General features: G+C 45.1%; 27 protein-coding genes, 1 tRNA gene and 1 pseudogene. 2 read left to right on the plus strand and 27 right to left on the minus strand.

The window, feature by feature from the left end; all coding sequences use genetic code 11:
* Positions 1 to 142: 142 nt before the first annotated feature.
* Positions 143 to 808 (minus strand): HAD family hydrolase, encoded by a 666-nt coding sequence (locus Q0200_RS05710; protein WP_297938875.1) that lies wholly within the window; start codon positions 806 to 808, stop codon positions 143 to 145.
* Positions 809 to 1,113: 305 nt separating this feature from the next.
* Between Q0200_RS05710 and Q0200_RS05715 the strand changes: the two are divergent.
* Positions 1,114 to 1,209, plus strand: a pseudogene (locus Q0200_RS05715) (IS1595 family transposase); the annotation flags it as partial.
* A gap of 391 nt (positions 1,210 to 1,600) precedes the next feature.
* Here the strand turns inward: Q0200_RS05715 and Q0200_RS05720 are convergent.
* From Q0200_RS05720 to Q0200_RS05845, 26 genes are all read right to left on the minus strand, one after another.
* A complete protein-coding gene (locus Q0200_RS05720; protein ID WP_314564809.1) occupies positions 1,601 to 2,092 on the minus strand; it encodes a mechanosensitive ion channel domain-containing protein in 492 nt (163 codons plus the stop codon).
* Positions 2,059 to 2,223 carry a mechanosensitive ion channel domain-containing protein gene (locus tag Q0200_RS05725; RefSeq protein WP_297938877.1) on the minus strand — a complete coding sequence of 55 codons (165 nt, stop codon included), beginning with the start codon at positions 2,221 to 2,223 and terminating at the stop codon, positions 2,059 to 2,061. The genes Q0200_RS05720 and Q0200_RS05725 overlap by 34 nt, the downstream gene beginning before the upstream one ends.
* A 219-nt stretch (positions 2,224 to 2,442) precedes the next feature.
* Positions 2,443 to 3,441 carry an OmpA family protein gene (locus Q0200_RS05730; protein WP_297938881.1) on the minus strand — a complete coding sequence of 333 codons (999 nt, stop codon included), beginning with the start codon at positions 3,439 to 3,441 and terminating at the stop codon, positions 2,443 to 2,445.
* A gap of 144 nt (positions 3,442 to 3,585) precedes the next feature.
* Positions 3,586 to 3,975, minus strand: a complete 390-nt coding sequence (gene rpsI / locus Q0200_RS05735) for a 30S ribosomal protein S9 (RefSeq protein ID WP_297938884.1) — start codon at positions 3,973 to 3,975, stop codon at positions 3,586 to 3,588.
* Positions 3,976 to 3,977: 2 nt separating this feature from the next.
* Positions 3,978 to 4,406 (minus strand): 50S ribosomal protein L13, encoded by a 429-nt coding sequence (gene rplM, locus Q0200_RS05740; RefSeq protein ID WP_297938887.1) that lies wholly within the window; start codon positions 4,404 to 4,406, stop codon positions 3,978 to 3,980.
* 75 nt (positions 4,407 to 4,481) lie between these two features.
* Positions 4,482 to 7,277 carry a RecB-like helicase gene (locus Q0200_RS05745; protein ID WP_297938890.1) on the minus strand — a complete coding sequence of 932 codons (2,796 nt, stop codon included), beginning with the start codon at positions 7,275 to 7,277 and terminating at the stop codon, positions 4,482 to 4,484.
* Positions 7,274 to 9,856 carry a PD-(D/E)XK nuclease family protein gene (locus Q0200_RS05750; RefSeq protein WP_297938893.1) on the minus strand — a complete coding sequence of 861 codons (2,583 nt, stop codon included), beginning with the start codon at positions 9,854 to 9,856 and terminating at the stop codon, positions 7,274 to 7,276. Before Q0200_RS05750 ends, Q0200_RS05745 begins: the two co-directional genes overlap by 4 nt.
* 58 nt (positions 9,857 to 9,914) lie before the next feature.
* Positions 9,915 to 10,385, minus strand: coding sequence for a FixH family protein (locus tag Q0200_RS05755; protein WP_297938895.1), 471 nt, complete (start codon positions 10,383 to 10,385; stop codon positions 9,915 to 9,917).
* Positions 10,378 to 11,109, minus strand: a complete 732-nt coding sequence (locus Q0200_RS05760) for a hypothetical protein (protein ID WP_297938897.1) — start codon at positions 11,107 to 11,109, stop codon at positions 10,378 to 10,380. The genes Q0200_RS05755 and Q0200_RS05760 overlap by 8 nt, the downstream gene beginning before the upstream one ends.
* Positions 11,110 to 11,215: 106 nt before the next feature.
* On the minus strand, positions 11,216 to 11,317 hold the full coding sequence (locus Q0200_RS05765) for a hypothetical protein (RefSeq protein ID WP_231679342.1): 102 nt from the start codon (positions 11,315 to 11,317) through the stop codon (positions 11,216 to 11,218).
* Positions 11,318 to 11,319: 2 nt separating this feature from the next.
* Entirely contained in the window at positions 11,320 to 11,529 is a 210-nt protein-coding gene (locus Q0200_RS05770) for a DUF4006 family protein (RefSeq protein WP_002949114.1), read from the minus strand.
* Positions 11,530 to 12,390 (minus strand): cbb3-type cytochrome c oxidase N-terminal domain-containing protein, encoded by an 861-nt coding sequence (locus tag Q0200_RS05775; protein WP_297938906.1) that lies wholly within the window; start codon positions 12,388 to 12,390, stop codon positions 11,530 to 11,532.
* A complete protein-coding gene (locus Q0200_RS05780) occupies positions 12,390 to 12,611 on the minus strand; it encodes a cytochrome c oxidase, cbb3-type, CcoQ subunit (protein WP_297938909.1) in 222 nt (73 codons plus the stop codon). Before Q0200_RS05780 ends, Q0200_RS05775 begins: the two co-directional genes overlap by 1 nt.
* Positions 12,612 to 12,619: 8 nt before the next feature.
* A complete protein-coding gene (ccoO, locus tag Q0200_RS05785) occupies positions 12,620 to 13,285 on the minus strand; it encodes a cytochrome-c oxidase, cbb3-type subunit II (protein WP_297938912.1) in 666 nt (221 codons plus the stop codon).
* Entirely contained in the window at positions 13,278 to 14,759 is a 1,482-nt protein-coding gene (gene ccoN / locus Q0200_RS05790) for a cytochrome-c oxidase, cbb3-type subunit I (protein WP_297938915.1), read from the minus strand. Before ccoN ends, ccoO begins: the two co-directional genes overlap by 8 nt.
* 95 nt (positions 14,760 to 14,854) lie before the next feature.
* Positions 14,855 to 15,532, minus strand: coding sequence for a response regulator transcription factor (locus tag Q0200_RS05795; RefSeq protein WP_002953411.1), 678 nt, complete (start codon positions 15,530 to 15,532; stop codon positions 14,855 to 14,857).
* On the minus strand, positions 15,529 to 16,746 hold the full coding sequence (locus tag Q0200_RS05800; RefSeq protein ID WP_297938921.1) for a PAS domain-containing sensor histidine kinase: 1,218 nt from the start codon (positions 16,744 to 16,746) through the stop codon (positions 15,529 to 15,531). The genes Q0200_RS05795 and Q0200_RS05800 overlap by 4 nt, the downstream gene beginning before the upstream one ends.
* On the minus strand, positions 16,739 to 17,470 hold the full coding sequence (locus Q0200_RS05805) for a sulfite exporter TauE/SafE family protein (RefSeq protein WP_297938924.1): 732 nt from the start codon (positions 17,468 to 17,470) through the stop codon (positions 16,739 to 16,741). The genes Q0200_RS05800 and Q0200_RS05805 overlap by 8 nt, the downstream gene beginning before the upstream one ends.
* 46 nt (positions 17,471 to 17,516) lie before the next feature.
* Positions 17,517 to 18,635 (minus strand): glutamine-hydrolyzing carbamoyl-phosphate synthase small subunit, encoded by a 1,119-nt coding sequence (gene carA / locus Q0200_RS05810; protein ID WP_297938927.1) that lies wholly within the window; start codon positions 18,633 to 18,635, stop codon positions 17,517 to 17,519.
* Positions 18,632 to 19,183, minus strand: coding sequence for a DUF507 family protein (locus tag Q0200_RS05815; protein ID WP_122862536.1), 552 nt, complete (start codon positions 19,181 to 19,183; stop codon positions 18,632 to 18,634). The genes carA and Q0200_RS05815 overlap by 4 nt, the downstream gene beginning before the upstream one ends.
* A gap of 296 nt (positions 19,184 to 19,479) precedes the next feature.
* Positions 19,480 to 20,109, minus strand: a complete 630-nt coding sequence (locus Q0200_RS05820; protein WP_297938932.1) for a MotE family protein — start codon at positions 20,107 to 20,109, stop codon at positions 19,480 to 19,482.
* Entirely contained in the window at positions 20,106 to 20,534 is a 429-nt protein-coding gene (locus Q0200_RS05825) for a flagellar export protein FliJ (protein ID WP_297938935.1), read from the minus strand. Before Q0200_RS05825 ends, Q0200_RS05820 begins: the two co-directional genes overlap by 4 nt.
* Before the next feature lies 1 nt (position 20,535).
* Positions 20,536 to 21,786: an adenylosuccinate synthase gene (locus Q0200_RS05830; RefSeq protein WP_297938938.1), complete on the minus strand. Its 1,251-nt coding sequence runs from the start codon at positions 21,784 to 21,786 to the stop codon at positions 20,536 to 20,538.
* Positions 21,783 to 22,652 (minus strand): ATP phosphoribosyltransferase regulatory subunit, encoded by an 870-nt coding sequence (locus Q0200_RS05835; RefSeq protein WP_297938941.1) that lies wholly within the window; start codon positions 22,650 to 22,652, stop codon positions 21,783 to 21,785. The genes Q0200_RS05830 and Q0200_RS05835 overlap by 4 nt, the downstream gene beginning before the upstream one ends.
* A gap of 17 nt (positions 22,653 to 22,669) precedes the next feature.
* The gene (locus Q0200_RS05840; protein WP_297938944.1) at positions 22,670 to 24,901 is read right to left on the minus strand and encodes a PAS domain S-box protein; all 2,232 of its coding nucleotides are present in this window, start codon (positions 24,899 to 24,901) and stop codon (positions 22,670 to 22,672) included.
* Between the two features lie 81 nt (positions 24,902 to 24,982).
* A tRNA-Sec gene (locus tag Q0200_RS05845) sits at positions 24,983 to 25,080 on the minus strand.
* A 92-nt stretch (positions 25,081 to 25,172) separates the two neighbouring features.
* Here Q0200_RS05845 and Q0200_RS05850 point away from each other — a divergent pair.
* The coding region (locus Q0200_RS05850; protein WP_297938947.1) for a BON domain-containing protein at positions 25,173 to 25,665 on the plus strand (493 nt) is incomplete at its 3' end.

A 25,665-nucleotide genomic window follows, 5' to 3' on the forward strand; every position in this document is an offset into this window, starting at 1 on the left:
TTTTTAGAAATTATTTTTATTTAAGGCTCAACGGAACTTAATACAAATACAAGGAGCATTAAGTTACGATGAGCCAAATAAAATTTAAATTTTAAACAATAGTATAGCCAGGCCGTCGTCTATATGGTTTAAGTTTAAACAATTATATACCTCGATGCTCGCTAGCTACTATAAATTTAACCGCCTCAAACGCGTTTTTAAAGATCAAATTTGAATATTCGCGTAAACTAGCCTCTTTACCGTAGCCGCAAACCAGTCCGACGCCGACTACTCCTGCGCGCCTAGCTGCTTCTAGGTCCATCATAGTATCTCCGACCATAAAGGCTCTGGCTTTATCTTGCGCGCTAGTTTTGCCTAGGCGCTCAAGAGCCGTATTTATAGGTTCGGGATCCGGCTTTGGATTTACGACGTCGTCCCTGCCGATCACCGTTTTAATAAATTTCATAACACCCAAATATTCAAGCAAAATAATGGAAAACTTTGATGTTTTAGTGGTTACGACGCCTACGTCCGCAAACTCGCTAGCAAGTGCTAGTGCTCCCGCAGCACCCTCGAGTAACGATGTTTGTTCCAAAAAAATCTGTTCATAACGCGCCTTATATGCAGCGATATAATCAGGTACGAGCTGCGTCGGCGCGCCGAGTCCCGCAAACATAACGTCAAGCGGGTGCCCGACTAGCGCCCTGACCGCTTCATGATTAGGGGTTGATTCGCCGTGAGCGTGAAACGCGGCATTAAATCCATCTAGGATAGCCGGAGTCGAGTCAATAAGCGTACCGTCGAGATCAAAAAGTATAGTTTTTTTCATTATATTTCTTTCATTTTATTTAATGTCGCAAATTTGACTGCATTTTAGCACCGATTTTACGTTATCATAAACTTTGATTTTACTTTTTGTATTTTAAAATTTTCCTTAAGCAGATTTCTGCAAATTCGAGATTTTAAAAATTGCAATAATTTTTGAATTAGATCTTAAATTTTATACAGCAATAACTTGTGATATTTAAATTATAGTTTTAACGCAATATTTATATGGCCCTCTTTAACTTAAGCTCACACAAAGGAGCATTAAGTTACGATGAGAGCTATGTTCTTGAAAGTAACGAGCGTAGCGAAGTAAAGTTTAGATATCATACTAAAACTACACAGGAAAACTTATATCAGAAACTATTAAAATTGATAAGAGAGAATATGCTTAAGTTTAATTGAGCCTATAAATTTTGAGCAACCGTAGCAACAAATAAAATTTAGCTTTTAAATAAAATCGTATTTTAAAATATAATCCATTTAGAAGCAAACCGGCAAGCACCAATTTTAATTTCGTAATTTATTTTAGACCGTCAAATTTTGACCCTTCGGTATAACATGTAAAAAATATGCCAATTTTTGCACTTTTCTCAAACATAAATACAAAAATCAAATCTTGCACAATTGTATATTTTTATAAGAATAAAATAAAGCCGACCTACAGACAAAATTTAACCATTGTACCGCAAAAATCTAATAGATAAGTATAAAAATTTAATTTAAAAATCTGCTACCTTAAGATACACCAAAGACTAAACATACGCAAGAGACCGCAAAATAGCACAAGTTAAATCTATTCGTTTTCTTTTTTATCCTGATAGCAAATACTAAGCTGCCGTGATGGTATAGAAATACCTTCAGTGTCAAACGCAAGCTTAACGCTCTCTAACACGACAAACTGTACATCTGAAAAATCCCCGCTAGCGCACCAAAATCTTGCAACTATATTTACACCGTTTTCGCCTAGACTTTCAACACCTACAAAGGGCCTTGGCTCTTTTAGTATCTTTCGATTTTCGACAGCTATATTTAAAATAATCTCTTTAACAAGCCTCAAATCATCTTTATAATCTATGACAAATACAAGATCAACACGCCTAGTACCTTCCTTTGAAAAGTTAATTATATTGCCACTTATTATACGACCGTTCGGAATAATAATAGTTTTGTTATCGGCCGTAGTTAAAACAGCACTAAACATATTGATCTCTTTAACCGACCCCTGTACGCCTGCAACTTCAATATGATCTTTTAGCTTAAACGGTCTAAAAAAATTATCAAAAATCCTGCGCCGATGTTTGAAAAAGTATCCTTAAACGCCATGCCTATAGCAAGACCGATAGCACCTAGCGCAGCAACAAACATAGACGTCTCGACGCCCAAATTTGCAATCGCGGCTATTATCACAAAAGCCATGAGAAGCGTTTTGATGATATTTAGTAAAAAACTCGAAAGAGTTTCGTCAAGTCTAGAGGAAATGATTAATTTTGATATAAGATTTGAGATTTTAGCTACTAGCCATTTGCCGATAAGCAAGATGGCGATAGAAGCTAAAAATTTTTAAAGAATAGGACGAGATTAACGACCAAATAAGTTCAAATTTAATCTCATCCATGCATTATTAAGCTAGGCTAATTATTTGTTAAATCTAGCTTCAACGCGTCTATTTTCAGCGCGTCCTTCTTTTGTTTTGTTTGAAGCGACAGGTTTAAGCTCGCCGTATCCTACGGTAGTGATTTTGTCTGCGCTTACGCCAAGTTCTTCAAGAGCTTTAGCAACTGCGTTTGCTCTTTTTTCAGATAGTTTTTGGTTGTAAGCCTCAGCGCCAACGCTATCTGTGTGACCGCTTAGAACTACGCGGTAGCCTGGGTTTTCACCCATAAAGTTAGCTACTTTTTTGATCTCCTCAAGATATTTTGGAGTTATTTTGTAGCTGTCGAATGCGAAGTTTACGCCGATATCTCTAAGAACGATACCCTTCTCGCATCCAGTTTCATCAACTACTACGCCAGCCGGTGTATTTGGGCATTGATCGACATCGTTTAAAACGCCGTCGTTATCGTCGTCAAGCACTACGACGGCTTGCTCTTTAACCTCAACCACTTCAGCTACTACAGGAGCGTTTTTAGGAGCAAAACCTACTGCAAAACCTAGAGTATAGAATAGGTTGTGGTCGCCATGGTTAAATTTAATAGCGTCTACAGCTTCAGCACGCAATGCGAAGTTGTCGGTGATTTGGTATCTTAAGCCAAGACCGTATTGACCGAAACCGCCGTCATCGTTTTTAACGAATCTTTTTGAAACATCTTCATATCCAGCGCCAAGCAAACCATAAAGAGATAGCTTTTCAGTTAGACCGAAATCTTTAATAGCGTTAACGAAATATCTAGTAGCTTTACCGTCTACGCCATACTCTCTGATTTTATTAGTATGGCTAAGACCAAGCTCAACATGATCTAGGAAAAAATTCTCAAGATTTCTTCCTATTCTCAAACCGATAGCAGACTGTTCGTTAACTCCTAGGTTTCCCTCAGGGTGAACTCCGCCGATAGTTGGAGTTAATTCATATTTGTAAGCTGAATCAGCAGCAAAAAGAGCTGTAGCAGCAACTAAAGCAATAGCAATCTTTCTCATAGAAAATCCTTTCATGGTGAAATGTATTTTTTAATAATATCACAAAAATTATAAATTTCGTTTTAACATTTGATATTTATAAAAAATATAATTAAATAATCATAAATATCAATGCACCTCAAATTCGCACCGCTCTCAAAACTATTAGCGTTTAGAGAATTGCGGGCTTCTTCTAGCTTTTCTTCTACCGAATTTCTTACGCTCGACAACGCGTGAGTCGCGAGTTAGTAGACCTTTTGGTTTTAGAGTCGCTCTGAAGTCGGCGTCAAATAGAGCCAATGCTCTTGATATGCCGTGTCTTAGCGCCTCAGCTTGAGCAGAGTATCCGCCGCCTAGAGTAGTTGCGGTTACGTCTACAGAGCTCTCTTGTTTTGTTAAAAGTAGAGGTTGAACTACTTTTAGCTTGATAGCCTCGTGTCCGCCGAGCCAAGTGTTTAGATCAAGTCCGTTTACTAAAATTTTGCCGCTGCCCGATTTTAGCCAGACTTTTGCTACGGCAGTTTTTCTTTTACCGGTTGCATAAACTTTCGCCATGATTATTTTCCTTCTTTTTTAGCTATTTGAGCCGTGTGCGGGTGCTCGCTGCCGGCGTAAACTTTTAGTTTTTTTATTATCTCTCTACCGAGTTTTGTTTTTGGAAGCATTCCGCGAACGGCTAGCTTGAACAGTTTTTCAGGTTTATCAGCCAAAAGCTCACCGAATTTCTCGCTCTTCGTGCTGCCGAAATATCCTGAATGGCGGTGATAAAGCTTTTGCTCGGCTTTATTGTTGCCGGTAAATTCAGCTTTAGAAGCGTTGATTATGATAACGTAATCGCCGCAATCGACATTCGGAGTGAAATTTGGCTTATGCTTACCGCGAAGCAGCGTAGCTACCTCGGTTAGCAATCTACCAAAACGCTTGCCTGCCGCGTCAAGCACGATCCACTCGCGCTCCACTTCGTTTGGTTTTGTTATTTTCGTCATTTCTTACCCTTTAGATAATTTTAAGTCGTGATTGTATTCAAATGCACCTTACAGATAGCTTAATTTAAGCTATATTTAAATATCAATGCTTCGAATTTCGCCCCGTAAAGCGTAAAATATCGCCGCCCTCACACTCAAATTCGGATAAATTTGAGCCAGTATTTTTTTGTATTCCGCCACTTGCGCGATATTTTCATCTATATTTTTATAGCTAGTTTTATAGTCGATCACGCAGATTTCGGTTTCGTCCAAGCAGAGCAAGTCAAGCTGTTTTAATGCGCCATCATATCGCAAGGGCTGCTCTTTAAACGTACGCTTCCCTCGCGTCATTTGCTTAAATTTAGGCTCGTTTATCAATTTTAACCCACGCGCGTAAATTTCATCCAGCTCGCCCTCGTCCAAAAATTTATGAAAAGCGTTTCGCATCGAAATTTGCGCCGTTTTTAGCGAGTCCTCGTCAAATTTTTCCGCCATCTCGAGCAGATAGTGCAGCGCTAAACCAAAATAAATCGCCTTTTGATTTTTACCCTCGGTTTTGGGCGTTTCGTCTACGGTTTGCTTTGAAATTTGAGCTAGTTTAATAGGCTCAAATTTGCCCGCTACACTCAAATTTAGCGCCTTGCTAGGAGTCGGTTCGCCAAAGCTAAAATCAATCAAATCAAGATACTCTATAACCTCGCCGCTACTCTCATACGCCCCAAAAAAGCTAGGATTTCTACCATTTGCGCCCGTTTTTTTTACGATGATTAGCCCACTGATCGCCCGCGTTAGAGCGACGTAGAGCTTATTCATATCCTCCTCGCGCTCGAGCCGCGCCGCTTTTTCTTTTAGCCTTGCAAAATCCTCGTCGATGCACTGTTTTTTGACGTTGTGGCGCACCTGCCAGGAACTCGCGTCGGCGTCATATTCGGCGATAAAATTTGACCCGTCGTGCCGTCCGGCGCCCATTTTATCGCACACGATCACGTTTTCAAACTCCAGCCCCTTTGACTTGTGTACGGTCATGATTTTCACGCCCTCGCCGCTTTTTGCGCTCGCTTTTGCCTCAAATCTATCAAGATTATAGATAAACTCGGTCAAATTTGAGTAAGGCTGCGCTAGCTCAAGTAGCCGCAAAACGTCCGCGTCGCTCATATCTACGCCGAGCCTGCCCGCTAGATAGTGCAAGCTCTCAAGCGCCGATTTTTGCGGATTTACGCTTAGTTTTACGGCATTTACATCAAGGATCGCTTCGGTATTTAGCTTGTAAATTTGCTCGCCAAATAGGCAAAATTTAGCGTACTCCACTACTGCGCGCGCATTTTTGCTAGCTAGCAGGGGCATCACGCCCTCGCTCACGCTTTTTATGCCAGCTTCGTCAAGCAAATTTGCGATTTTATTTATGTCGTCGTTTTTCCAGCAAAGCACGGTGATATCGTCCTCGCGGACACCTTTTTCAAGCAGAAATTTAACCTGCTGCGCAGCCTCCATCGCTACGTCATCGCCGCTGCTTACCCGCACGAAGCCAAGATCGTCCTCCTGTGCCTTAAAATACGGCATCTCGCCTACCAAATTTACCCGCTCGCCCTCTTTTTCGGGCGTTCTTTGCGGTTTAAAATTTTCGATCTTGCCCGCAAACACGGCATTCGTAAATCTAACTAGCGCCTTTTTGCTGCGGTAATTTACCTCCAAATTTTGCGCTTTGATCTGCGGAAAATCGCGCATCAGCTTGCCGAAAAGCTCCTTTTTGCCGCCGCGAAAACGGTAAATGCTCTGTTTTACGTCGCCGACGTAAAAAAAACTGCCAAGCCCGTTTTGTCCGTATCCGGCGACGATTTCCTCGATGAGCGGACGCATGATCTCGTACTGCGCGACGTTGGTGTCCTGAAACTCGTCGATGAGTAGGTGATTTATCCGTCCGTCGAGTCTAAAATAAAGCATCTGCGCGTCCGTCTCGCCGCCTCGCAAAAGCTCGTAAACCAGGCGCGCCACATCGCTAAATGCGAGAGAATTTAGCCTTTTGTTTAGCGAGATTTTGCACTCTTTGTAGATTTTTAAAAATCTAGCCAGTTCGGCGATTTTATACTCTTCAAGCTCGTCAAAATAGCGCCTTAGCCGCGCTTTTAGCGTAAAAAACATCTCATCGAGCTCTGGCGTATAAATTTTAGAAAATGTACGATAATCAAGACTCGCGCGCGACATAAAAGAGCGAGCTAAGATTTCGCCAGGACTTCCATCTTTTACGGCACTTTGTGCGTCTTTACCGCCGCCTCTAGCCATGACGTATTCGCGCATATTTTTTAGCGCTTCTGCAACGCTGCTTTCGTTTGGAAACGCCGCATTTTCGCTGCTTTTTAGCTCGCCGAAATTTTCGTAAAACATCTCTAAGCTCTCAAAAAAGCTACTCTGACTGCGCTCGGCCGTCGCTATCAAATTCGCAAGCGCTTTTAGCAGCCGCATATCCTTGCTCACGCTCGCGACGAACTCGCCCCGCTGTAGCTCGTTTAAATTTTCGCTCACTTCAAAATCGGCGCTTAGCCCCAAATTTAAGCAAAAGCTGCGCAGGATGCCGACGAAAAACGAGTCAAACGTGCCGATTTTTAGATCGCTTTCTAAAAAATGAGTCGCCCGCGCGTCGCGCATGGCTAAAATCTTATCCCTGCCAGAGCCCAAAATTTGCTCTAGCTCGGCTAGCTCCGCGCCCTTTTCCTCGAGCCGCAAAAAGGTCTGCACGATGCGCTCTTTCATCTCATTAGCGGCCTTTTTGGTGAAGGTCAGCGCCGTGATCTCGCGCGCGTCGGCGCCCGATAGTAAAATCGCAATAAAACGCACGCTAAGCGCAAAGGTCTTGCCGCTGCCCGCACTCGCCTCTAGGGCCAAAAACGGCTTCATAGCTCGCCTTTCACTAAAATTTTATAGTCTTCGTATTCGCTCATCGCGCCCTTCGCCTCCCCGAAATTTATCAGCGTGTTATTGATGGATTTTAGCTGCTCGATCGCCTCGCCCAGCGCCTCCGTGCTAGCCTCGCTAGCTACCAAGCCCATGCTATCTTTTAGATCGTAAAAGTACCCCTCGCAAGGCCTGCCCACGAGCGCCTCGTAAAAGGGTAGTTGCAGCGATTTGGCGTCAAATTTTCCGCTTTTATAGTCAATCACCGCTAGCTCATCGCCGCGCCCATCTATGCGGTCGATTTTGCCCGTTATGCGCACGCCTGCAAAGACGCTATCAAGCTCTTTTTCAAGCCCCTGCACGCGCCATCCAGCCTCATATCTAGCGTCCTCTACGGCCTTAAAATTCTGCATCTTTATCATCGTTATCTCGCGCTCTAGCGGCGGCGTGTTTAGCACTCTTAGCACCGTTTCAAATTTAGCGAGATCAAATCGCTCAAATTTAGAGTAATACTCAAAAAGCGCCCTATGCAGCGAGTTGCCAAAGTCCGCTGCAGACGCGGTTTGCGGCATCACGGGCGGCTTTACGCCTAGAATATATCTGTAATAATACCGCCGCGGGCACTGCAAATAGGTGTTTAGTCTGCTAAACGAGAGCGGGATAGCGAAAAAATCGTGCTTTACGATGATATCCTGCTCGAAAATTTTAGGCTTTGCGAGCGTTTTTCGCGTAAATTTTATAAAATTTAGCGCTCGCGGGTTTTGGCTCGGCGTTTCGTTTTGCGTGGCGTTTTCGTCAAATTTGTCGGCTAAATTTAGCTCGCCGTCCGCTTCGTCAAATTCAAACAAACTCCGCTCTTTGGCGATTTTCATTTGACCTGGCCTAGCCTCGTTCTTTTCGTCAAGGCGCAGGCTTATCTCGCCCTCAAATTTTTGCTCGTCAGCAAAATCGGCCTCCGCATCAAATTCGCCGTTAAACAGCGCCGCATACCTCTCATCGCCGTATCTTGCGTCCTCCACGGCGTTAAATTCGCCGAGAAATCTCGACGCGATTTTCTCCTCGTTTGCCGCGTAGCATATCGCCGCCTTTTTCGCGCCGCCGATTAGGCTCTCGTAATAAAATCTCTGCAAATTTTCGCGGTCCACGTAGCCGATGAGGCCCGCTTTTTGGCGCACGCGCGAGCTCAAAAACATCTCGTTTACGCTGCGTTTTGGCACTAAATCGTCGTTAAAATCAAGCACTATGACGCCCTCAAATTTGAGTCCGCGACTCTCCAAAACGCCCATGACGCCGATCTTGCCGCCACCTACGTGATCTAGCCTAAGCCTGGCTAGCTTTATCAAAAATATCTCGCAAATTTGACGCAGTGTAAAGCTAAAATACCGCGCCAAACTCTGCGCGTAAAATAGCTCCTCGCGCGTTTTTTGCGCTGCTGCGTGGTCGCTCTCAAGCGCCAAAATCTCCTCCATCAGCGCCCTAAAATCCTCAAACGAGCAAGGCGCTTCAAAGCCGTTTTTAAATTTCTCAAACAGCTTGCCGCTAACGCCAAATTCATGGAGATTAAACTCGAATTCGTTAAAATTCGGGTAGTTATCCTCGCTCAAACTTACGCAGATTTTGTCGTTTATCGCGGCTACTATGCACTTTAAAATTTGAAAAAACCGCGTGCGCGTAAAGCTCTCGCCCATCGCGAAGTTAAACATCTTGCCACGGTCGTGCAGGCGCAAGATCTCGGCAAAGCTCTCGTCAGGCAAGATAACAGCGATGTTTTCGGGCTTGATGCCATCAGCCGCAAACTCGCTAGCCTTTGCCATCGCGTAGGCCGCCTGCAGGCTTCTAGCGCTAAAGCTTCTTTTTAAAACGAGCGAATTTTTGCGCACGGCGCCCATTTTTTTTAGCTCGCGCGAGCTCAAATTTAGCTCAAATTCGCCGTATAGGCTAAACTCGCTCGCGTCAATGCCAGAGATTTCGGCTAGTTTTAGGATCAGTTTTTTGTTAAATTTACTGGTTTGAAAGATGACTTTTAGCGTCGTTAGCTTGGCTATCTCGCTAAACAGCTCCCACTCAAATTCGCTCAAAAAGCCGTCCACCTCAAGATAAATCTCAAGAAATTCTCTGACGAATCCGCCGTTTAGCCGGTAAATCTCAGGCAGCACGATGCCGTCGTATAGGTTTTCGGCCGCGAGCAGCTCCTTATAGCGCGCGAGCACCGCCTCAAGGATGCCCAAATGCTCCTCGTAATCGGCATAAATATCGCTAAATTTTAGATCCGCCACGCTTTTTTTGCTGATGGCGAGCTCCTTAAAAAAGCTAAAAAGATAGTCGTTGTTTTTCAAAAACGCGAAAAAATCGGGCGGGATACGCAGCCGCTCGGAGGCCTCCCTCACGCTCGCGCAGGCTCGCTGCATCAGCACCAGCGCGTACGCCTCGTCCGCCTCAAAGCGCCCCGGCACCAGCACGGCCTTTTGCTCAAACTGCGCTATCGTCATAGCCTTTGGTACGAGTTCGTTTTGAAATTTCGCGTTAAATTCGCGGATCTTTCGCGAGTTGGTAAAGATGTAAAGTTTGTCTAAATTTTGCATAGAAGCTCTTTGTTTTTTGGCGAAATGATAGCCCAGAGCGGCTGAAAATCAAAGAAAACTAGCGCGCTTCGAAGTTAAATTTATAAAAGCCCGTGTCGTTTGCGTCGGAGATTTTTAGCAAAATTTGCCATCTGCCTTTTTTGGGGAGCGTCACGGGCTGCGTTTTTAAAATTTGCCCGTCAAATTTGGCGTCTAAATTTTGATTTTGCTCGTTCGTCGCGGGTCTGGTTAGTAAAATCTCGTGAGTAAAATTTGGCGCTACCAAGCCGTTTTTAGGCGCAACGACGATATTAAAATATCCGTTTAATCCGTCAAATTCCGGCTCAAATTTAAGAGCGTACTTGGCGTCAAATCTGCGCTGGCTAGCCTCGATCTCGTTTATATTTTCATCGACGTTTTGGTAACGCTCAAAGTAAAAGCCGTCCATCTCCACGGGGTTTTTTACAGCCAGAATGATGGTCGCTACGCAGGAGGCTACTATCAAAATAAGCGAGCCGACGATAGCGTGAAGCCAGTAGTTTTTAGCCATTTTTCCTCCTAAATTTTCTAAACGCGGCGGCGCAAATAACCAGAGCGATGGAGCCGTAGATAAAAATCCTAAACGCATCAAGCGTCAGGCGGTTTTGGTTGCCGATAGCGTTTTGCAAGCTCACGCCCTTGCTCGCGGCGATCTGTTCGGCAAGATCCGCGTAGCCGTTTAAAACGGCGGCGTTAAAGATATCTTTGCCGTTTTTGGACGCCAAGATCGGCAAAATCGAGCCCAAGCTCGGATATGGGCTTAAAATTTTCTCTTTATCAAAAAGCTTAAGCGTCTGCGGGTCGGCGAAAATTTCCACCTTATGCTCCGCTTTAGCAAGCATCAAAAGCGCATAAGGCGGGGTCAAATTTAGCTGAGCGGCGGCTTCTTTTAGCGTTTTGCCATCCAAGCTCTCGTAAACCGCAACCCCCGTAAACACGCCGCTTTTACTCGCTAACTCCTGGCCTAAAACCGCGATTTTCTCGCTTACGGCCGGGCTTAATATATTTTGATTTACCAAGACTATCTCGCGAGGCAAATTTGAACCCTGCAAAGTCGCCGCGCCGTAAATAAAAAGCAAAAAGATAAAAAATGCGCGAGTCAAATTTGCAAATTTGAGCACAGAAAAGCGGCGAAATGCAGTCAAATTTAAATTTATAAAACTCCTTGTAAATTTGACGCCTCGCAAAAAAGCGAGCACAGTCAAATTTGAGCTAGCATAATTTATAAATTTCATCGGCCAAGTTGAGCATTTTCGAGCAAAAAGCAAAGCGCGCCTCTATGGTTTAAGCTTAAAATTTGAAAAAGAGCGGCAAATTCTGCGCTCTTTGATTTATCAACTTTCATCCTACAAAAAGGTGATTTGGCGTTAGCACTGCCCACGCCGTAAATGCCGCCGCCGCAATGAGTCCCGCGACGATAAATTTCTCCAAAATCGCTTGCATATTTACTCCTTTACGCGCACTTGTTTGGCGTTATCCGCGCTTTTCATCTTTAGCTCGGAGGCGTTTAATGTGTATGGTTTTTGCGCGACTTCTTGCTGCAGCTTGATCGCGTAGTACGTGAGTGCCGCCAGGATCGCTAGCAGTAGCCCGGTCGCGATGAGTAGCCCCGTCACTCCGTGTAGGCCAAAAACATTTCGATTCGTGTTTTCCATTTATTCTCCTTTAGAAAGCGAGATGACGTACTCGCCGACGGCTTTTTGCTGCAAGGCGTTTAGCCTGCCGTCGCTAAATTTAGGCATCGTACCGATAGCGCCCTTTTTACCGCGCTGTAGCACGTCCTCGACAAAGGACGCCGTGCCGTATTTAGATAGATCAGGAGAGTTGCCCTCCATGCCTTTGCCGTCCTCGCCGTGGCACGCCGCGCAGGTCGCAAATAGCTCCTTGCCGCTAGCTACCAAATTTTCGTTTTTAGTCTTTTTTATACCGGAAATTTCCTTAGCGATGTAGGCCGCGATCGCCTTTGCGCCCTCTTCGTCGGCCATACCGGCAGGCATCTCGCCCATCGGATACTCTAGGCCTTTTGAGCCGTTCATTATCGTATCATATATCCCCTCTTCGCTACCCCATTTGGAAAGGTCTGCGGCCTTGCCGTTTATACCGTCGCCCGTTATGCCGTGGCAGGAGGAACACTGCACCAAAAACAGGCTTTCGCCCATGGCGTGAAGCGTCTTGGCGTCCACGTTTGCGAAGCGTTTTTCAAATTTAGCGTTTGCGGCGGCGACTTCTTCGTTGTATTCGCCGATTTGCGAGTAGGAGTTTACCGGATAGCCGGCGATCATATACCACAAGGCCCAGACGATACATATCGCATAAACTATCGCCCAGCCCAGCGGCAGAGGATTTTTGTACTCGCCTATGCCGTCCCAGCTATGCTCGCTTAGCTCGGCCTTAGGTTTTGCTACCTTCATCTGCCCGACCAAGCGACTTACGACGAAAGCCGTGGCTAAAACGATAGCAATAGCTCCGATAAGCCCCAGTAAATTTACATTATCTTCTAAATTAAACCATTGCATTATTTTTCCTTTTTAGCGTTTTGCTCTATGGACGCAGACTCTAAAATTTCCTCGTCGATACCGTCTTTTAGGGCGAGGTCGGAGTATCTTTCGTAGTTTCGCCTGCCGCTCTTTTCGGATCTATACAGATGAAAATAGTACCCGTAAAGAAGCGCGGCGCACACGGCTAGAAAGATAAAAGCTCCGTATCCTTGGAGCTCTCTTAGAGTTTGCGCGTCCATAAATTTGCCTATTTTAAGCTATTTAGATAGGCGATGAGCGCCACTATCTCGCGGATCTCTCCGCGCTCAAAGGCCTTTTTGACCTCTTCATCTTTCATCTCTTCAACTATAGCGGCGGCTTCTTCTTTGGCGGCTGCTTGTGCCTGCTCGTAGGTGCCGAGTTTTGGCATGCCCTCTACGTCGTACGGTGCGCCAAATACCTTTTTCGTCGTTACCGCTTCGCCGTATGCCGTCTCGATGTCGGCGTTGTTGCTAAAGTGATGCTTATAAGCAGGCATTATAGAACCGGGCACCACAGAGGCCGGCTCTTTCATGTGATTTTCGTGCCAGTCGGTGGTGCGGTAGTTACCCACGCGCCAAAGGTCGGGGCCGGTCCTCTTTGAACCCCAAAGATGCGGGCGGTCAAACGCATACTCGCCGCTAAGCGAATACATACCGTATCTGTCGGTCTCTGCCTTAAAAGGGCGAATTTGCTGCGTATGGCAGGCGTTACAGCTATCTTTCATATACACGTGTTTGCCCGCAAGCTGTAAAACCGTCGGCGGCTTGGTGCCCTCAAGCGGCCTAGCTCTGTTGGCAAAATCAGGCAAAATCTCAATCACGCCCGCATAGGCGATAAATATAAAAACCATAACCGCGAAAAAGAAGGGATTTTTTTCTAACCAACTAAACATTAGCAACCTCCTTTACGCCCGCAGGACTCGCGCTTAGCGGCTCTTTTTCGAGCGCTTTGGCGCCAAAACTCTTGTAGATGTTATAAACAAATATAAAAAATCCAAGCAGATATAGCAGCCCGCCCACGGCTCTGATCCAGTAGTACGGCACTATGTTTATCACCGTATCGATAAATGAATAGGCTAAATTTCCGTATTCATCCGTCGCGCGCCACATCATACCCTGAGTGATGCCCGCGATCCACATCGATGAAAAATAAAGCACTATGCCGATAGTCTGTATCCAAAACTGAGTTTCCATCAAGGATTTCGAGTAAATTTCGCGTTTAAATACGCGAGGCGTCATGTGATAAAGCGCCGCCATCGTCATAAAGCCGACCCAGCCTAGCGTACCGTCGTGCACATGACCCGGCACCCAGTCAGTAAAGTGCGCTAGAGCGTTTACGGACTTTATCGCTAAAATCGGTCCTTCAAGAGTCGAAAACATATAAAACGTCGAGCCTAAAATCATAAATTTGATAAGAGGATTTTCTCTAAGCTGCTGCCACTCGCCGCGCATCGTTAGAAGCATATTTATAGCTGAACCCCAAGACGGCAGTATCAAAACCACCGAAAACACAGAACCCATCGTCTGCATCCAGTCAGGCACCGCAGAGTAGATCAGATGGTGTCCGCCCGCCCAAAGGTAAAGGAACATGAGGCTCCAAAACGAGAAAATAGAAAGCTTGTAGGAAAATATCGGCTGACCGCTCTCTTTAGGGAGGAAGTAGTAAATTTGAGCGATTATCGGCACGGTAAATACAAACGCCACGGCGTTATGCCCGTACCACCACTGCACTAGCGCGTCGTTGGCTCCGGCGTACATCGAGACCGAGTGCCACCAGTTGCCGTAGCCCGAAACCAGCTTGGTCGGCACGGCCATGTTGTTAAACAGATAAAGCATCGCGATACCCAGAAACGTCGCGATAAAATACCAAACCGAGATATAAAGCGTCCTCTCGCGGCGGATACCGATAAGACCGAATATACTAACGCCCCAAAGCACCCAAAGCACGACCACGCCGATATCTAGCGGCCACTCTAGCTCGGCGTACTCTTTTGACGTGCTAACGCCGGCAAGTAGGCTAAATACACCGCCTGCCATAACCAGCATATATATCCAAAAGTGCAGCTTGCCTACCGCCATCAAAAACGGCGACTCGCTCATCGATACCTTCAAAACCCTCTGTCCGATGTAGTACCACGTCGCAAAAACGCCCGAAAGCATAAATCCAAATATCACGCCCGCCGTGTGTAGCGGTCTTAGGCGGCTAAAGGTGCCGTATTCGCCCGCGAGATAGTTTAAGTCCGGGTACGCCATCTGAAACGCTATGAAAACGCCGACGCTCATACCGACTATCCCAAACAGTATCGTCGCGAACATAAAATACTTGGCGACCGTGTAGTCGTAGCTTAGCGCCCTGTCTAGTCGCATCGATATCCTCCTTTGTTTATTTTGTTATTAGATTGTTATTTTATTAGATTTTTAGTGTAAAATCGCTTAACCGACCTAAATTTACGTTTCAAATTTTACTTTTTCAGCTCGATTTTATAGCCAAGACCCGGCGAGTTTTTGATAAGACCTGCGCCCACTTTATCGCGTATTCGCTTGATAAACGTCCTAACGGCCGGATCGTTTACCTTTTCGCCAAACCACACCACGTTTCTAATCTCTTCGGTTAAAACTAGAGTGCCGATGCGTTTAACCAAAAGCGAGATAAAGGCCAGCTCTTTTTTGGTTAGCGCGATCTCGACGCCGTTTTTTACGAGCACTTTTTTGGTTTGATTAAAGGAATATCCGCCTGAAATCTCGATGATATCGGCGCCTATGATTTTGGTTTTTACGATCTGCTCCAGCAGGGCGAAAAGCTCGTCCATGTCGATAGGCTTGATGACGTATTTATCGATACCCACGTCAATAGCTTTTAACAGCTTTTCCTTTTCACTATATGCGCTTAGGATCACCACGGGAGTGTTTTTTGAGAACTCTTTTATCTGCCTTGACATCTCAAGCCCGTCCATGATAGGCATCATGATGTCGGCTATCACGATATCGGGGCTAAATTTTTTAAATTTCTTAAGACCTTCGTCGCCGTTTGAGGCTGAAATGACCTTTTGAAATACGCCGCCAAAAACCTCTTGCATCGACTCCCTTATACTATCCTCGTCCTCGACTAGCAGTAGCGTTAGCTCTTTAAAATTTTTCATTTTCCATCCTTTAGCGGCAGTTTTATCTCAAATTCCGCTCCAAATTTTACGTTTTTAGCGCCGGTGCTTCCGCCGTGATTTTTGACTATGCTTTTTAGCATATATAGACCGATACCGGTGCCTGCGCTCGGGTGCTTGGTAGTAAAATAAGGCTCAAAAATCTTATCCATTATCTCCTCTTTTATGCCGCCTGCATTATCTGTTACTCTTATGATAACAAATTTATCCTTTGTTTCTAAGCTTAGCGTTACTTTTTTATCGTTTTTTTTATTTGCCAGCGCATCTTTGGCGTTAGAAAGCAGGATAATCACGGCCTGACAAAGCTGCGACTCAAATCCGTAAATTTGACCCTCGCTTTTTAGCTCTAAATTTACGTCTATGCCCTCTTTTTCGTAGGTTCCCTGCACCATCTTTAGCGCGTTTTCTACCGCAGCCGATGGCAAGAAAGCCTTCCTCTCGCGCTCGATGCTAAAAAAGTTTCTAAAATCCTCGATCGTCTGCGACATGCCCTTTATCACGCGCTTTGCGTGCTCGTAGCCGGCCTCGAATTTCTCGTTTGCTTTGACGCTCTCTTTTAGTTTAAAAAGCGTGATGCTAAGCTCGTTTAGCGGCTGGCGCCACTGGTGAGCGATGTTTGCGATCATCTCGCCCATCGAGGCTAGACGCGACTGCAAAAAGAGCATTTTGGTCTTTTCCTCGTTTTTCTTGATCTCGGCTTTTACCAAATTTTCTAGATTTTGATTTAAATTTACGAGCTTGGCCGTCTGCTCGGCGACCCTGTTTTCGAGACTTTCGTTTAAATTTAACAGCTCTTTTTTCGTCTTTTCAAGCTCGTTGTTTAAATTTATCACGTCCGTCACGTCGTATCTAATCGCAAGAAACTCCTCGATCTGCCCGCTTAAATCCAAAATCGGTATGATGGTCGTGTTTAGATAGACGTCGCGGCCATCCTTAGTGCGATTTCTTATCGTGCCTTTGTGCACTTTTTTGGCTAAAATCGTATCCCAAAGCCGCGCAAAAACCTCCTTTGGCACCTCAGGATGACGCACGATGTTGTGATTTGCGCCGATTAGCTCCTCGCGCGTAAAGCCAGACATCTTGCAAAACTCGTCGTTTACGAAGGTGATAGTGCCGTTCGTGTCGGTTTTTGAGACGATATTGCTTGTCTCGATAGCCTCTTGATACTGCCTGAATCTTTCTTTGATGTTATCCATTGCTCGCCGTAAATCCTATAAAAGATAGATAAATTCCGTAAATTATTATCGCCGCACCGCTTAAATTTAACGCATATTTTTTAAATTTTTCGCTCACAGCCTTTAAAACCAGCGCATAAAAACTCATCGCAAAAAAGCTAACTACGCCAAACGTAGCCGCGATCGCCGCGCCCTTTGCCCCGCTGCCGCTAGCTACGGCTAAAGCTAAAAAATAATAAACCACTCCGCACGGCAGCAGCCCGTTTAAAAACCCGAGCGTCAAAAATCCGATCGCGCTATTTTTAGAGATAGCTGCTTTCATTTTTTCGTTTAAAATTTTGGATAAAAATGCGTTTTTCTCGATGAAATTTAACACCGCTCCGCGCCTAATGAGCGCGACGCCCAAAACCGCCATAAAAACGCCGATAGCAAAAAACAGGTAGCCTCGCGCCGCAAGAGATAGCGTAAAAACGCCGCCAAGCGACCCGAAAATAAAGCCAAGTAGCATATAAGCGCAAATTCGAGCTAGGTTATACCCCGCTATCATAACTGCGCTAAAAATTTTACCCTTGCCGCTCAAAAACCGTGCGAGCAAGATAGCAAAACCGCCGCACATACCCGCGCAGTGGCCTACCGAGCTAAGCGTTGCGACGCTCAAAATCGAAACAAACTCCGCACCGCTCATCAAATTTGACCGATAAATTTCATTTGTGAATTTTAGCCGCGCTAGAGTTAAATTTGACACGCAAATTTAACTCTAGATTTTGCTCAAATTTAACCGCGACTAGCAACTATAAAATTTCTAAAAACTGCTTAAATATATATTTGCTCTCGCTCGGCCCGCCACTAGCCTCGGGGTGATGCTGCACCGAAAACACCGGATAATCCTTGTATTTTACGCCCTCGATCGTGCCGTCGAAAAGATTTCTATGCGTGATCTCGGCGACCTGCGCGATCTCCTCGGGAACGTTGTAGTTGTGGTTTTGCGCCGTTATCTCGACTGCTTTGGTTTGCAAATTTAAAACCGGGTGATTTGCGCCGTGCTGACCGAATTTTAGTTTGTACGTCTCAAAGCCAAATGCATTGCTAAGTAGCTGATGTCCGAGGCAAATACCAAAAATCGGCACTCGCGCTTCGATCAGCTTTTTTATCTGCGCGATCTCGTTTTTTAGAGTCTTTGGTTCGCCGGGGCCGTTTGAAAGAAACACGCCGTTTATCTCGCCGCTTTTAAATTTAGCGATGAGCTCCTCTGCCTGCACGTCGTGCGGGTAAATTTGCGTCTCAAGGCCCACTTCGCAAAGCTCGTTTAGGATGTTTCGCTTCACGCCGTAGTCGATGACGGCGATCTTTTTGCCATTTGATTTTAGCGGAGCGTATGATTTACTCGCGTGATCCCAGCCGCCCTTTTCGTGAGCGTAAATTTGCTCTGTGCTCACCTTTGCGACATAGTTTATCTCTGAGATTCTAGGCGAGTTTTCCAGAAGCTTTTTTAGCTCTTTTTCGTCTGAAATTTCAGTCGAGATCACCACGTGTAGCGCACCGTTATCGCGTAGCATCTTGGTTAAAAATCTCGTGTCGATATCATAAACGCCAAATTTACCTTGCTCCTTGAAAAACTCTTCCAAGCTTTTTTGCGAGCGGAAATTTGACGTAGTGGCGTTAAAATCCCTCATCAAAACGCCGCTAGCGTGGATTTTGGCGCTCTCCATATCATCCTCGTTTACGCCCACTATGCCGATCTCGGGCATGGTAAAAACGATAAACTGCCCGGCATAGCTAGGATCGCTCATGATCTCTTGGTAGCCAGTTAGGCTCGTGTTAAAGACCATTTCGCCGCTAGCCGTACCGCTCGCGCCAAAGGCCTTAGCCTGCAAAAAAACGCCGTTTTCAAGGTAGATATAAGCTCTCACAGCATGCCTCGTTTTCTTAGCTCGTCCTCGTACAGCCGCTCAAATACGATGTCGTACTCCTCGGTGCCCGGGATCAGTTTGCGCTTGTAGCCGTCGATTTTGTCGATGACCACGTCCTGTAAAATTTCATACGTTTTTAAATAGTCTTCGATAGAGCCGTAGATGATGTTTTTGATACGGTTTTCGGAGACCGTGTAGTCGATGAGTCCCTTTTTCCAAGCGCTTTCTAGCACTAGGTGAGCGACGTTGCTAAAGCGGTCTTCGTATGTTAGGATCACGCCATACTCTTTGGCAAGCTTCTTTTTTACGAGCCAAAACATATTTTTTCTATCGACTTGCATGCTCTCCATATCGTCTTCGTTCTCGGCGAGCACCTCGTTTACGCGCTCTTCAAGAGCCTTTTCTTTTTGTAAATCGTTATCTAAAATTTCTTTCGCGCATGCCGCTACGGGCTCTACTCCGCGCGTTAAATTTACGAATCCGGACTTTAATAAATCAATAGCAATTTTGTGCGCGATGTAGGGCGTGTGTGGGAGTTTTATACGCATTTTTACCTCTCTTTTTGAGCTTGATTTTAACCAAAATTTGGTAAGAAATACCTAAAATCTCACGGAGTTTTTGTTTTGACGGGCGTTTGTTTTTAGTAAAATTTGAAGCAAAATTTGACGCGCTGGCAAAAATGCTTTTGGGTCCGAGCGATAGTTAAATTTGACGGCAGTAAAATTTAACCTTTGGAGTCAAATTTGACCGCCAAAGGCAAATTTGGCTTTCGCGTTATTCGCTCAAATTTGAGTTCAAATTTAGACGCGAGCCAAGATAAATTTAGCGCGTTATAGCCCCAAATTTACAAATTTAGCAGATTTCCCGCCGGGCCGTCCGGAGATGTCGGAGAGACCTCCTGCGTTACGTTTTTTTCGGCTTTTATAAATGGTGGGCCTTGCTTGATTAAAAGCGTGATTTCAGACGCCGCGTTAGGCTCCATTTTAGCCATTATCGCGGATATTTTTTTAGGGCTTAGCGAGTACATGATGCTAGCTGCATCCACCCTATCCATCGCGCTTAGCACGTCGGCGGCGGCTTGATCTTTCATCTTGCCGTAGGCCTCGCCGACCTTGTCGCTAGTCATCGCTTTTAGCTCTTTTACGATTTCCTCGTTTTTCTTTAGCAGCTGCTCGGTCTGCTTTTTTTCCTCTTGCGCGCGGGTTAGAGTCGCGTTTATCTCGGCCTCTTTGGCGGCTAGTTTGGCGTTTCTCTCCTCAAAAAGCGCCGCCGAGCTCGCTCTAAAAGCCTCCAAAGCTTGCCTTGCTTCGTCTATTTTAGCAAGCTCTCTTTTTAGCTCGTCTTTTCTGGTTTCAAAGATCGAAACGCAGTCCACGGGAATCTTAAAGCCGCTTTGGCTCGCGCTTTGAGCGTTTACGTCGTTTGCGCCCCAAACGCATAAATTTAAAGTTAGTAAAATCAAAAATCTTTTCAAGCCTTCGCCTCTTTTTGCCTAGTAAAATTCATCGTCGCAAACTCGTCCAGAGCCGCCGCTTCGGCCTTTTTTATCTTTTCTATTTGCGCGCTAAAGTCCTGCGTTTGCAGGTATTTCATCTTTTCGTACTCTAGATTGGCCGCCTTGTGCTGCCGCTCGAGGTGCGCGATGTTTTTTTTCATTAGCTCGAGCCGCTCGGTTAGCAGATTCTTTTCTCGCCGCATCGCGCCCAGAAGCTCCAGCGATCCGCGCAGATCGGCCGCAGAGCCGCTGGATGGCATTTCAAATTTTGAAATTTGCTCGGCAGCCTGCGCTATGAAGCCCTCTATCATCGCCGCTTCGTTTCTGGTTCTTGCTAAATTTAGCTCAATTTTGTCTAAATTTCGCTTTTTTATATTTACGATTTGCGTAAATTTGCTTTTCATCTTAACGAACTATCGTATCTTCGCGCTCCGGGCTAGTAGATACTATGCCGACCTTTACGCCCGTGATCTCCTCGATGCGCTTGATAAAGGCCTTTGCGTTTGCGGGAAGATCCTCAAATTTACGCGCCCCTTCTACCTTATCCCAGCCCTCAAGCTCCTCGTAGACCGGTTTTACGCCCTCCAAATCGCTTGGGAAATACTCGATTATCTTGCCGTTTTTCTCGTAGGCTTTGCAGATTTTTACCTTTTTAAAACCGTCTAAAACGTCGAGCTTCATCAGCGCAAATTTATCCACGCCGTCAAGTCTAGCCGCGTATCTCACGCCGACTGCATCAAACCAACCCGTGCGGCGCGGTCTGCCAGTCGTAGCGCCGAATTCGCGTCCGATATCGCGTATCTTTTCACCGTCCTCGCCCATATCCTCGGTCGGGAAAGCGCCGTTACCGACTCTGGTCGTATAGGCCTTGATGATGCCGATTACTTCGCCTACGTTTTTAGGGCTTAGTCCAATACCGCTGCAGCTGCCTGCGGTTACGGTATTTGAGCTAGTTACGAAAGGATACGTGCCGTGATCGATATCTAGCAGCGTGCCCTGCGCGCCTTCTAGCAAGATTTTCTTATCCGCGTCTATCGCCTCCCAAACCATATGCGTGGTATCTACGATAAATTTACCCAGCGCCGCCTCGTAGCTCTTTAGCTCATTTAAAAGCTCCTCGCGAGCAGGCGCTTTGACGCCCAAAACGTCTAAAAACGCTTTATTTGCCGCAAAATCGGCCAAAATCGCGTCGCAAAGCTTTTCGGGATTTTTTAGCTCGCCAACGCGGTGTCCGCTGCGGCTGATTTTGTCGCTATACGCAGGTCCTATACCCTTGCCCGTCGTGCCGATGGCGTGCACGCCTTTGGCCTTTTCTTTGGCTTGGTCGATTTGCGCGTGATAAGGCAAATTTAAATGCGCCTTGTCGCTGATAAACAGCCGTCCCGAAACGTCTCCAAACTGCTTTAACTCTTCGATTATCGCGGCTGGGCAGAGTACGACGCCGTTGCCGATGATGTTGATTATATTTTTATGAAGTATGCCCGATGGAACCTGATGCAACGCGATTTTCTTGCCTTCTACGACGATCGTGTGGCCCGCGTTGTGCCCGCCTTGACACCTGCACACCATATCGTAGCCACCGCTTAGCAGATCTACGATCTTGCCCTTGCCTTCGTCTCCCCACTGCACGCCCACTATCACGTCAGCCTTGCTCATACTCTCTCCTTTTGATCTAAATTTTCGATTAACGCGTCGGTATATACGCCAAATCCGCTGCTTTTGATGCCTTCTATCTCGTAGTTGCCGCCGCCGCTTAGCACGGCGTTGCCGCCCAAAAATCTAAAAAACAGCTTGCCATAATACCTCATCTTTGAATAATATAACGGAACAATTCTTAAATTTTCATATTTTACCGCCTGCGCCAGCTCTTTTATCTCAAGTAGCGCAGTTTTTATCTCGTCAGGCACTACCGGCAAAATCTCGTCGATATCTGCAACCGTATTTACGAAGGCCAGCCTTTTTAGCCACTCCTCGTTTTGATTTAGGATTTTTTCGATCTCGCCGTGCTCAAATATCGAAATAGGCAAATTTAGAAGCCTGCACACGATCTGCGGGATCGCGATGTGGCTGATTTGCAGCACGGGCGCTAGGTCAAACGACTCAAAAAGCTCCTTTGCGATCTTGACGCTAGTAGCCAGATCGCTCTCACCGATTAGCTCTGCGCCGATTTGATAGATTTCGGTGCTCGGATACTTAAAAACCGGCTGGATGTAAAACCAGCGTTTAGGTTCGGTATCTTTTAGGCGTCTAAGCACGATGCGCACGACGTCCACAGTGCTATCGGCGCGCAGGCTGATTTGGTGATTTTCGTGATCGCTAAAGCGCACCAGAGCTGTGGGCTGCACGCTTAAGTGCTGATGATATGAAAAAAATGGCGTCACGATCTCGTGAAATCCGTTTTTCTCCAAAATTTCGCTCGCCGCGCGCTCGATCTTTCTTTTTAGTTTCGCGCTTTGTCCGAAATACAGCCTCGTGCCGCTTGGTATCTCGTGTTCATAGACATTTGCATCAAATTCGCTCACTCTTACTCCTTTGCTTTTTATTCACCAGGCTTTATCTTCGGCTCTCTCCACGGTAGCTCATGAAACGCCGCCACGAAGTAGCTAGGCTTCGAGCCGCTATAAACGGTCGCGATACTAAGCTGCTCGAGATAAATTTCACCGCTTTTACGCTTGTTGTAAATTTTACCGCTATAAAAACCGTTTTTTAGCAAGATTTTCCACATATTTTCATAAAATTTATCATCATGCACGCCAGATCTTAGTAAATTTGACGGCTTGCCGATAGCTTCTTCTTTGGAATAGCCGCTTATCCTGCAAAAAGCTTCATTTGCATCCAAAAAAACTCCGTCTAGTCCGACTACGGCAACAGCCTCGCAAGAGTTTGCAAACAGATTTAAAATCGTGTTTTTGTACTCGTCGTCTTTCGAGTCGTTTAGTCGCATCGCTTCGGCGCTTGTTTTTGCGGTCAAATTTGCCGCCAGCTTGCTATCGATAAAGTATCCTATCACCTCATCCACGGTTTTGCCGTCTTTTGAAATAAATTTAATAAAGACGCTACAGTTTATAACCTCTAAATTTTTCCTTATCAGCCTGCAAGCTTGTAGAGATTCGTTCTCCTTTTTTAACAAAACGGCGTTAAATAAACTAAATTTAATATTAAACTCATTGGTAAGCCTATACAGATCGTCGGGGTGGATAATATTTTTAAACTCGAATTCATTTGAGAATATCTCGCTTTTTTTGTATCCCAAAGCGCTTTCTATATTATCAGAGACGCTTGAAATCTCGCCAATAAAACGGTCCTTCCAAACCACGCTAAACATAGGCGAATTGGCATCTATCTCGCTTTGTTTTTGCGCGTTTTTCTTGAGGGCGTTACTCTTTGTAACGTCTTTAATAACGCAAAAGCCTATCTTTTCGCCGCCGGGTAACTCATAATTTTGCTTTCGGATACTCACCTGCTTTACTTCGCCGCTAGCGACAAAATGAGTCATTTCATAAATTTGAGCTTCGCCGTCTTGCTGTATCGTCATATCAGTTAAATTTGACGCGTTTAACTCGGCTAGGTTTTTATTTTTTATCTCTTCATAACTAAGCCCGTAAAACTCGCATGCCTTTGTACTAGCTTCAATGATTTTGCCGCTTTTTGCATCTATGAGCAGCATTACAAACGGCCCTTTTTCAAACAAAAATCCAAATTTACGCGAATAATCCTCAAAATTCATCTTTTTTTGGACGAAATCGTCGTGAAATTTGACGATTTCATTCAGTATCTGCTCAAATTCCTTTATAGATCCGAAATTTGCATATGCTTTGATTTCCTCGCCGCGCCCGGCCTTGGCTAGTATATTTCTTATAGATAAAATAGGTTTTATTATAGAGTTTTTGGCAAAATTAATGTAATAAATAGTAAAATATGCGCCTGCGGCTAAAAATGCGGCGCATATTAGCAAAAATAGTAAATTTTCTTTTAAGAATTTATCAATGGGATAGCTTGAAACTACGGCCAACCCGATCTCAGGAATGCTTTGAATATAATAAATTACGCTATTTGGCGAGCCTAGATTTGCAAATTTTACTTCGCTCTTTTCCAAGTAATCTGCATCAACACTATAAAGATCAAAAATATTTTTGCGCCCCAAAACCAACTCGGCATTCTGATGAAAGACTATTTTGCCGCCTTTGTCTATAGCAAACGAGCTTATACCAAGCTCCTCGTAACCGCGCGCAAACTCCTCGTAAATCGCCGTAAAATGCACGAGAGCGGCTATGGTTTTACCGTTTTTCATTTTTTTTGCGACAAATCTTGACGGTACATCGCTTTTATCAAATATAAACTCGGATCTAGAAGTTTTACCGTCAAGCTCATTATTCCATGGCTTTGAAAGAAAAAAAGCAAAATATTTGTCGCGTAAATTTTTATCGCTAGCAAACTCTATCTCGCCGCGCTCGTTTGCAATAAAAAAAGCCTTGTATTCGTTGTTGTTTTTAACGGCAAAGTCAAAAATAGCTTTTGCGTCAAAATCCGGAGCTTCAATATATTTTTCAATGAGTTTTAGCTCATTATCAATATTTGCGGCCCGCTCTTTGATGAAAATTTTAAAGTTAGAATTCGCTACATAAATATCCTCTTTTATACCTTCAAATTTCAAATTTAGTCCAAAGCCGGCCGCGCAAATCAAAGAAAGAGCAGTTACAAAAAATACCGCATATACTTTGCCTAAAACAGCGCGCGTGAGAGAATTTTTAGAGGCAGACAACTTAGCCAAAGAAAAACCTTAAATTAATTTAATATAAACGGCTTATTGTAGCTGAATTTTGCTTGTTTTAAGATAATAAATTTAGAAGTTTGGCGAGAGGATGAGAGAATCGAACTCCCCGCGAAGCGGTCAACCGCCCCGCCATCGGATTTGAAGTCCGCGAGCGCCACCAGATCGCTTTATCCTCCGCGTCTTTAGATGATGAGCGCGATTATAGCCAAATTTATATAAATTTTAGTTTGATTTCTATAGTATTTGGAGAAAATTTTATGGGTCGGCGATGAAAAAGCTATTTGCGCGATTTTTTTTAAAAAACATCCTCATTTTTTCGCCGATTTTTTTCCTCGGCGGTTGTCTTGAGCTCTTTACGACCGTGACGCCGCTAACGGGCATAAACGTCTACGACGCCTACCAGATCAGCAAAGACGAGCGCGGTATCTATTCGATAACGAAAGATAAATTTATAAAAACGAAAATCCAGACTAAAATTTTAGCCTCAAGCGGGCTTAGCAACCTAAACGTGGACGTCGAGAGCTTTTACGGCGACGTGTATCTCATCGGCGTGGTGCCTGACGCCGAGCATAAAACCAAGCTCGTAGAGCTAGCCAAAAACACCGACGGCGTGAGTAAAATTTACACGTATATTCGCCTTCCTAGCGACGGCGGCGAATGCGAAAGCAACCTCGCCATAATGCTAAAACTAAAAAATAGCTTTTTTAAAGATAGCATAATCAGCGGCACAAGCGTGAGAGTAAGCGTAGTGCAATGCAACG

Source organism: uncultured Campylobacter sp. (genome assembly GCF_938045225.1).
Lineage (GTDB): Bacteria > Campylobacterota > Campylobacteria > Campylobacterales > Campylobacteraceae > Campylobacter_A.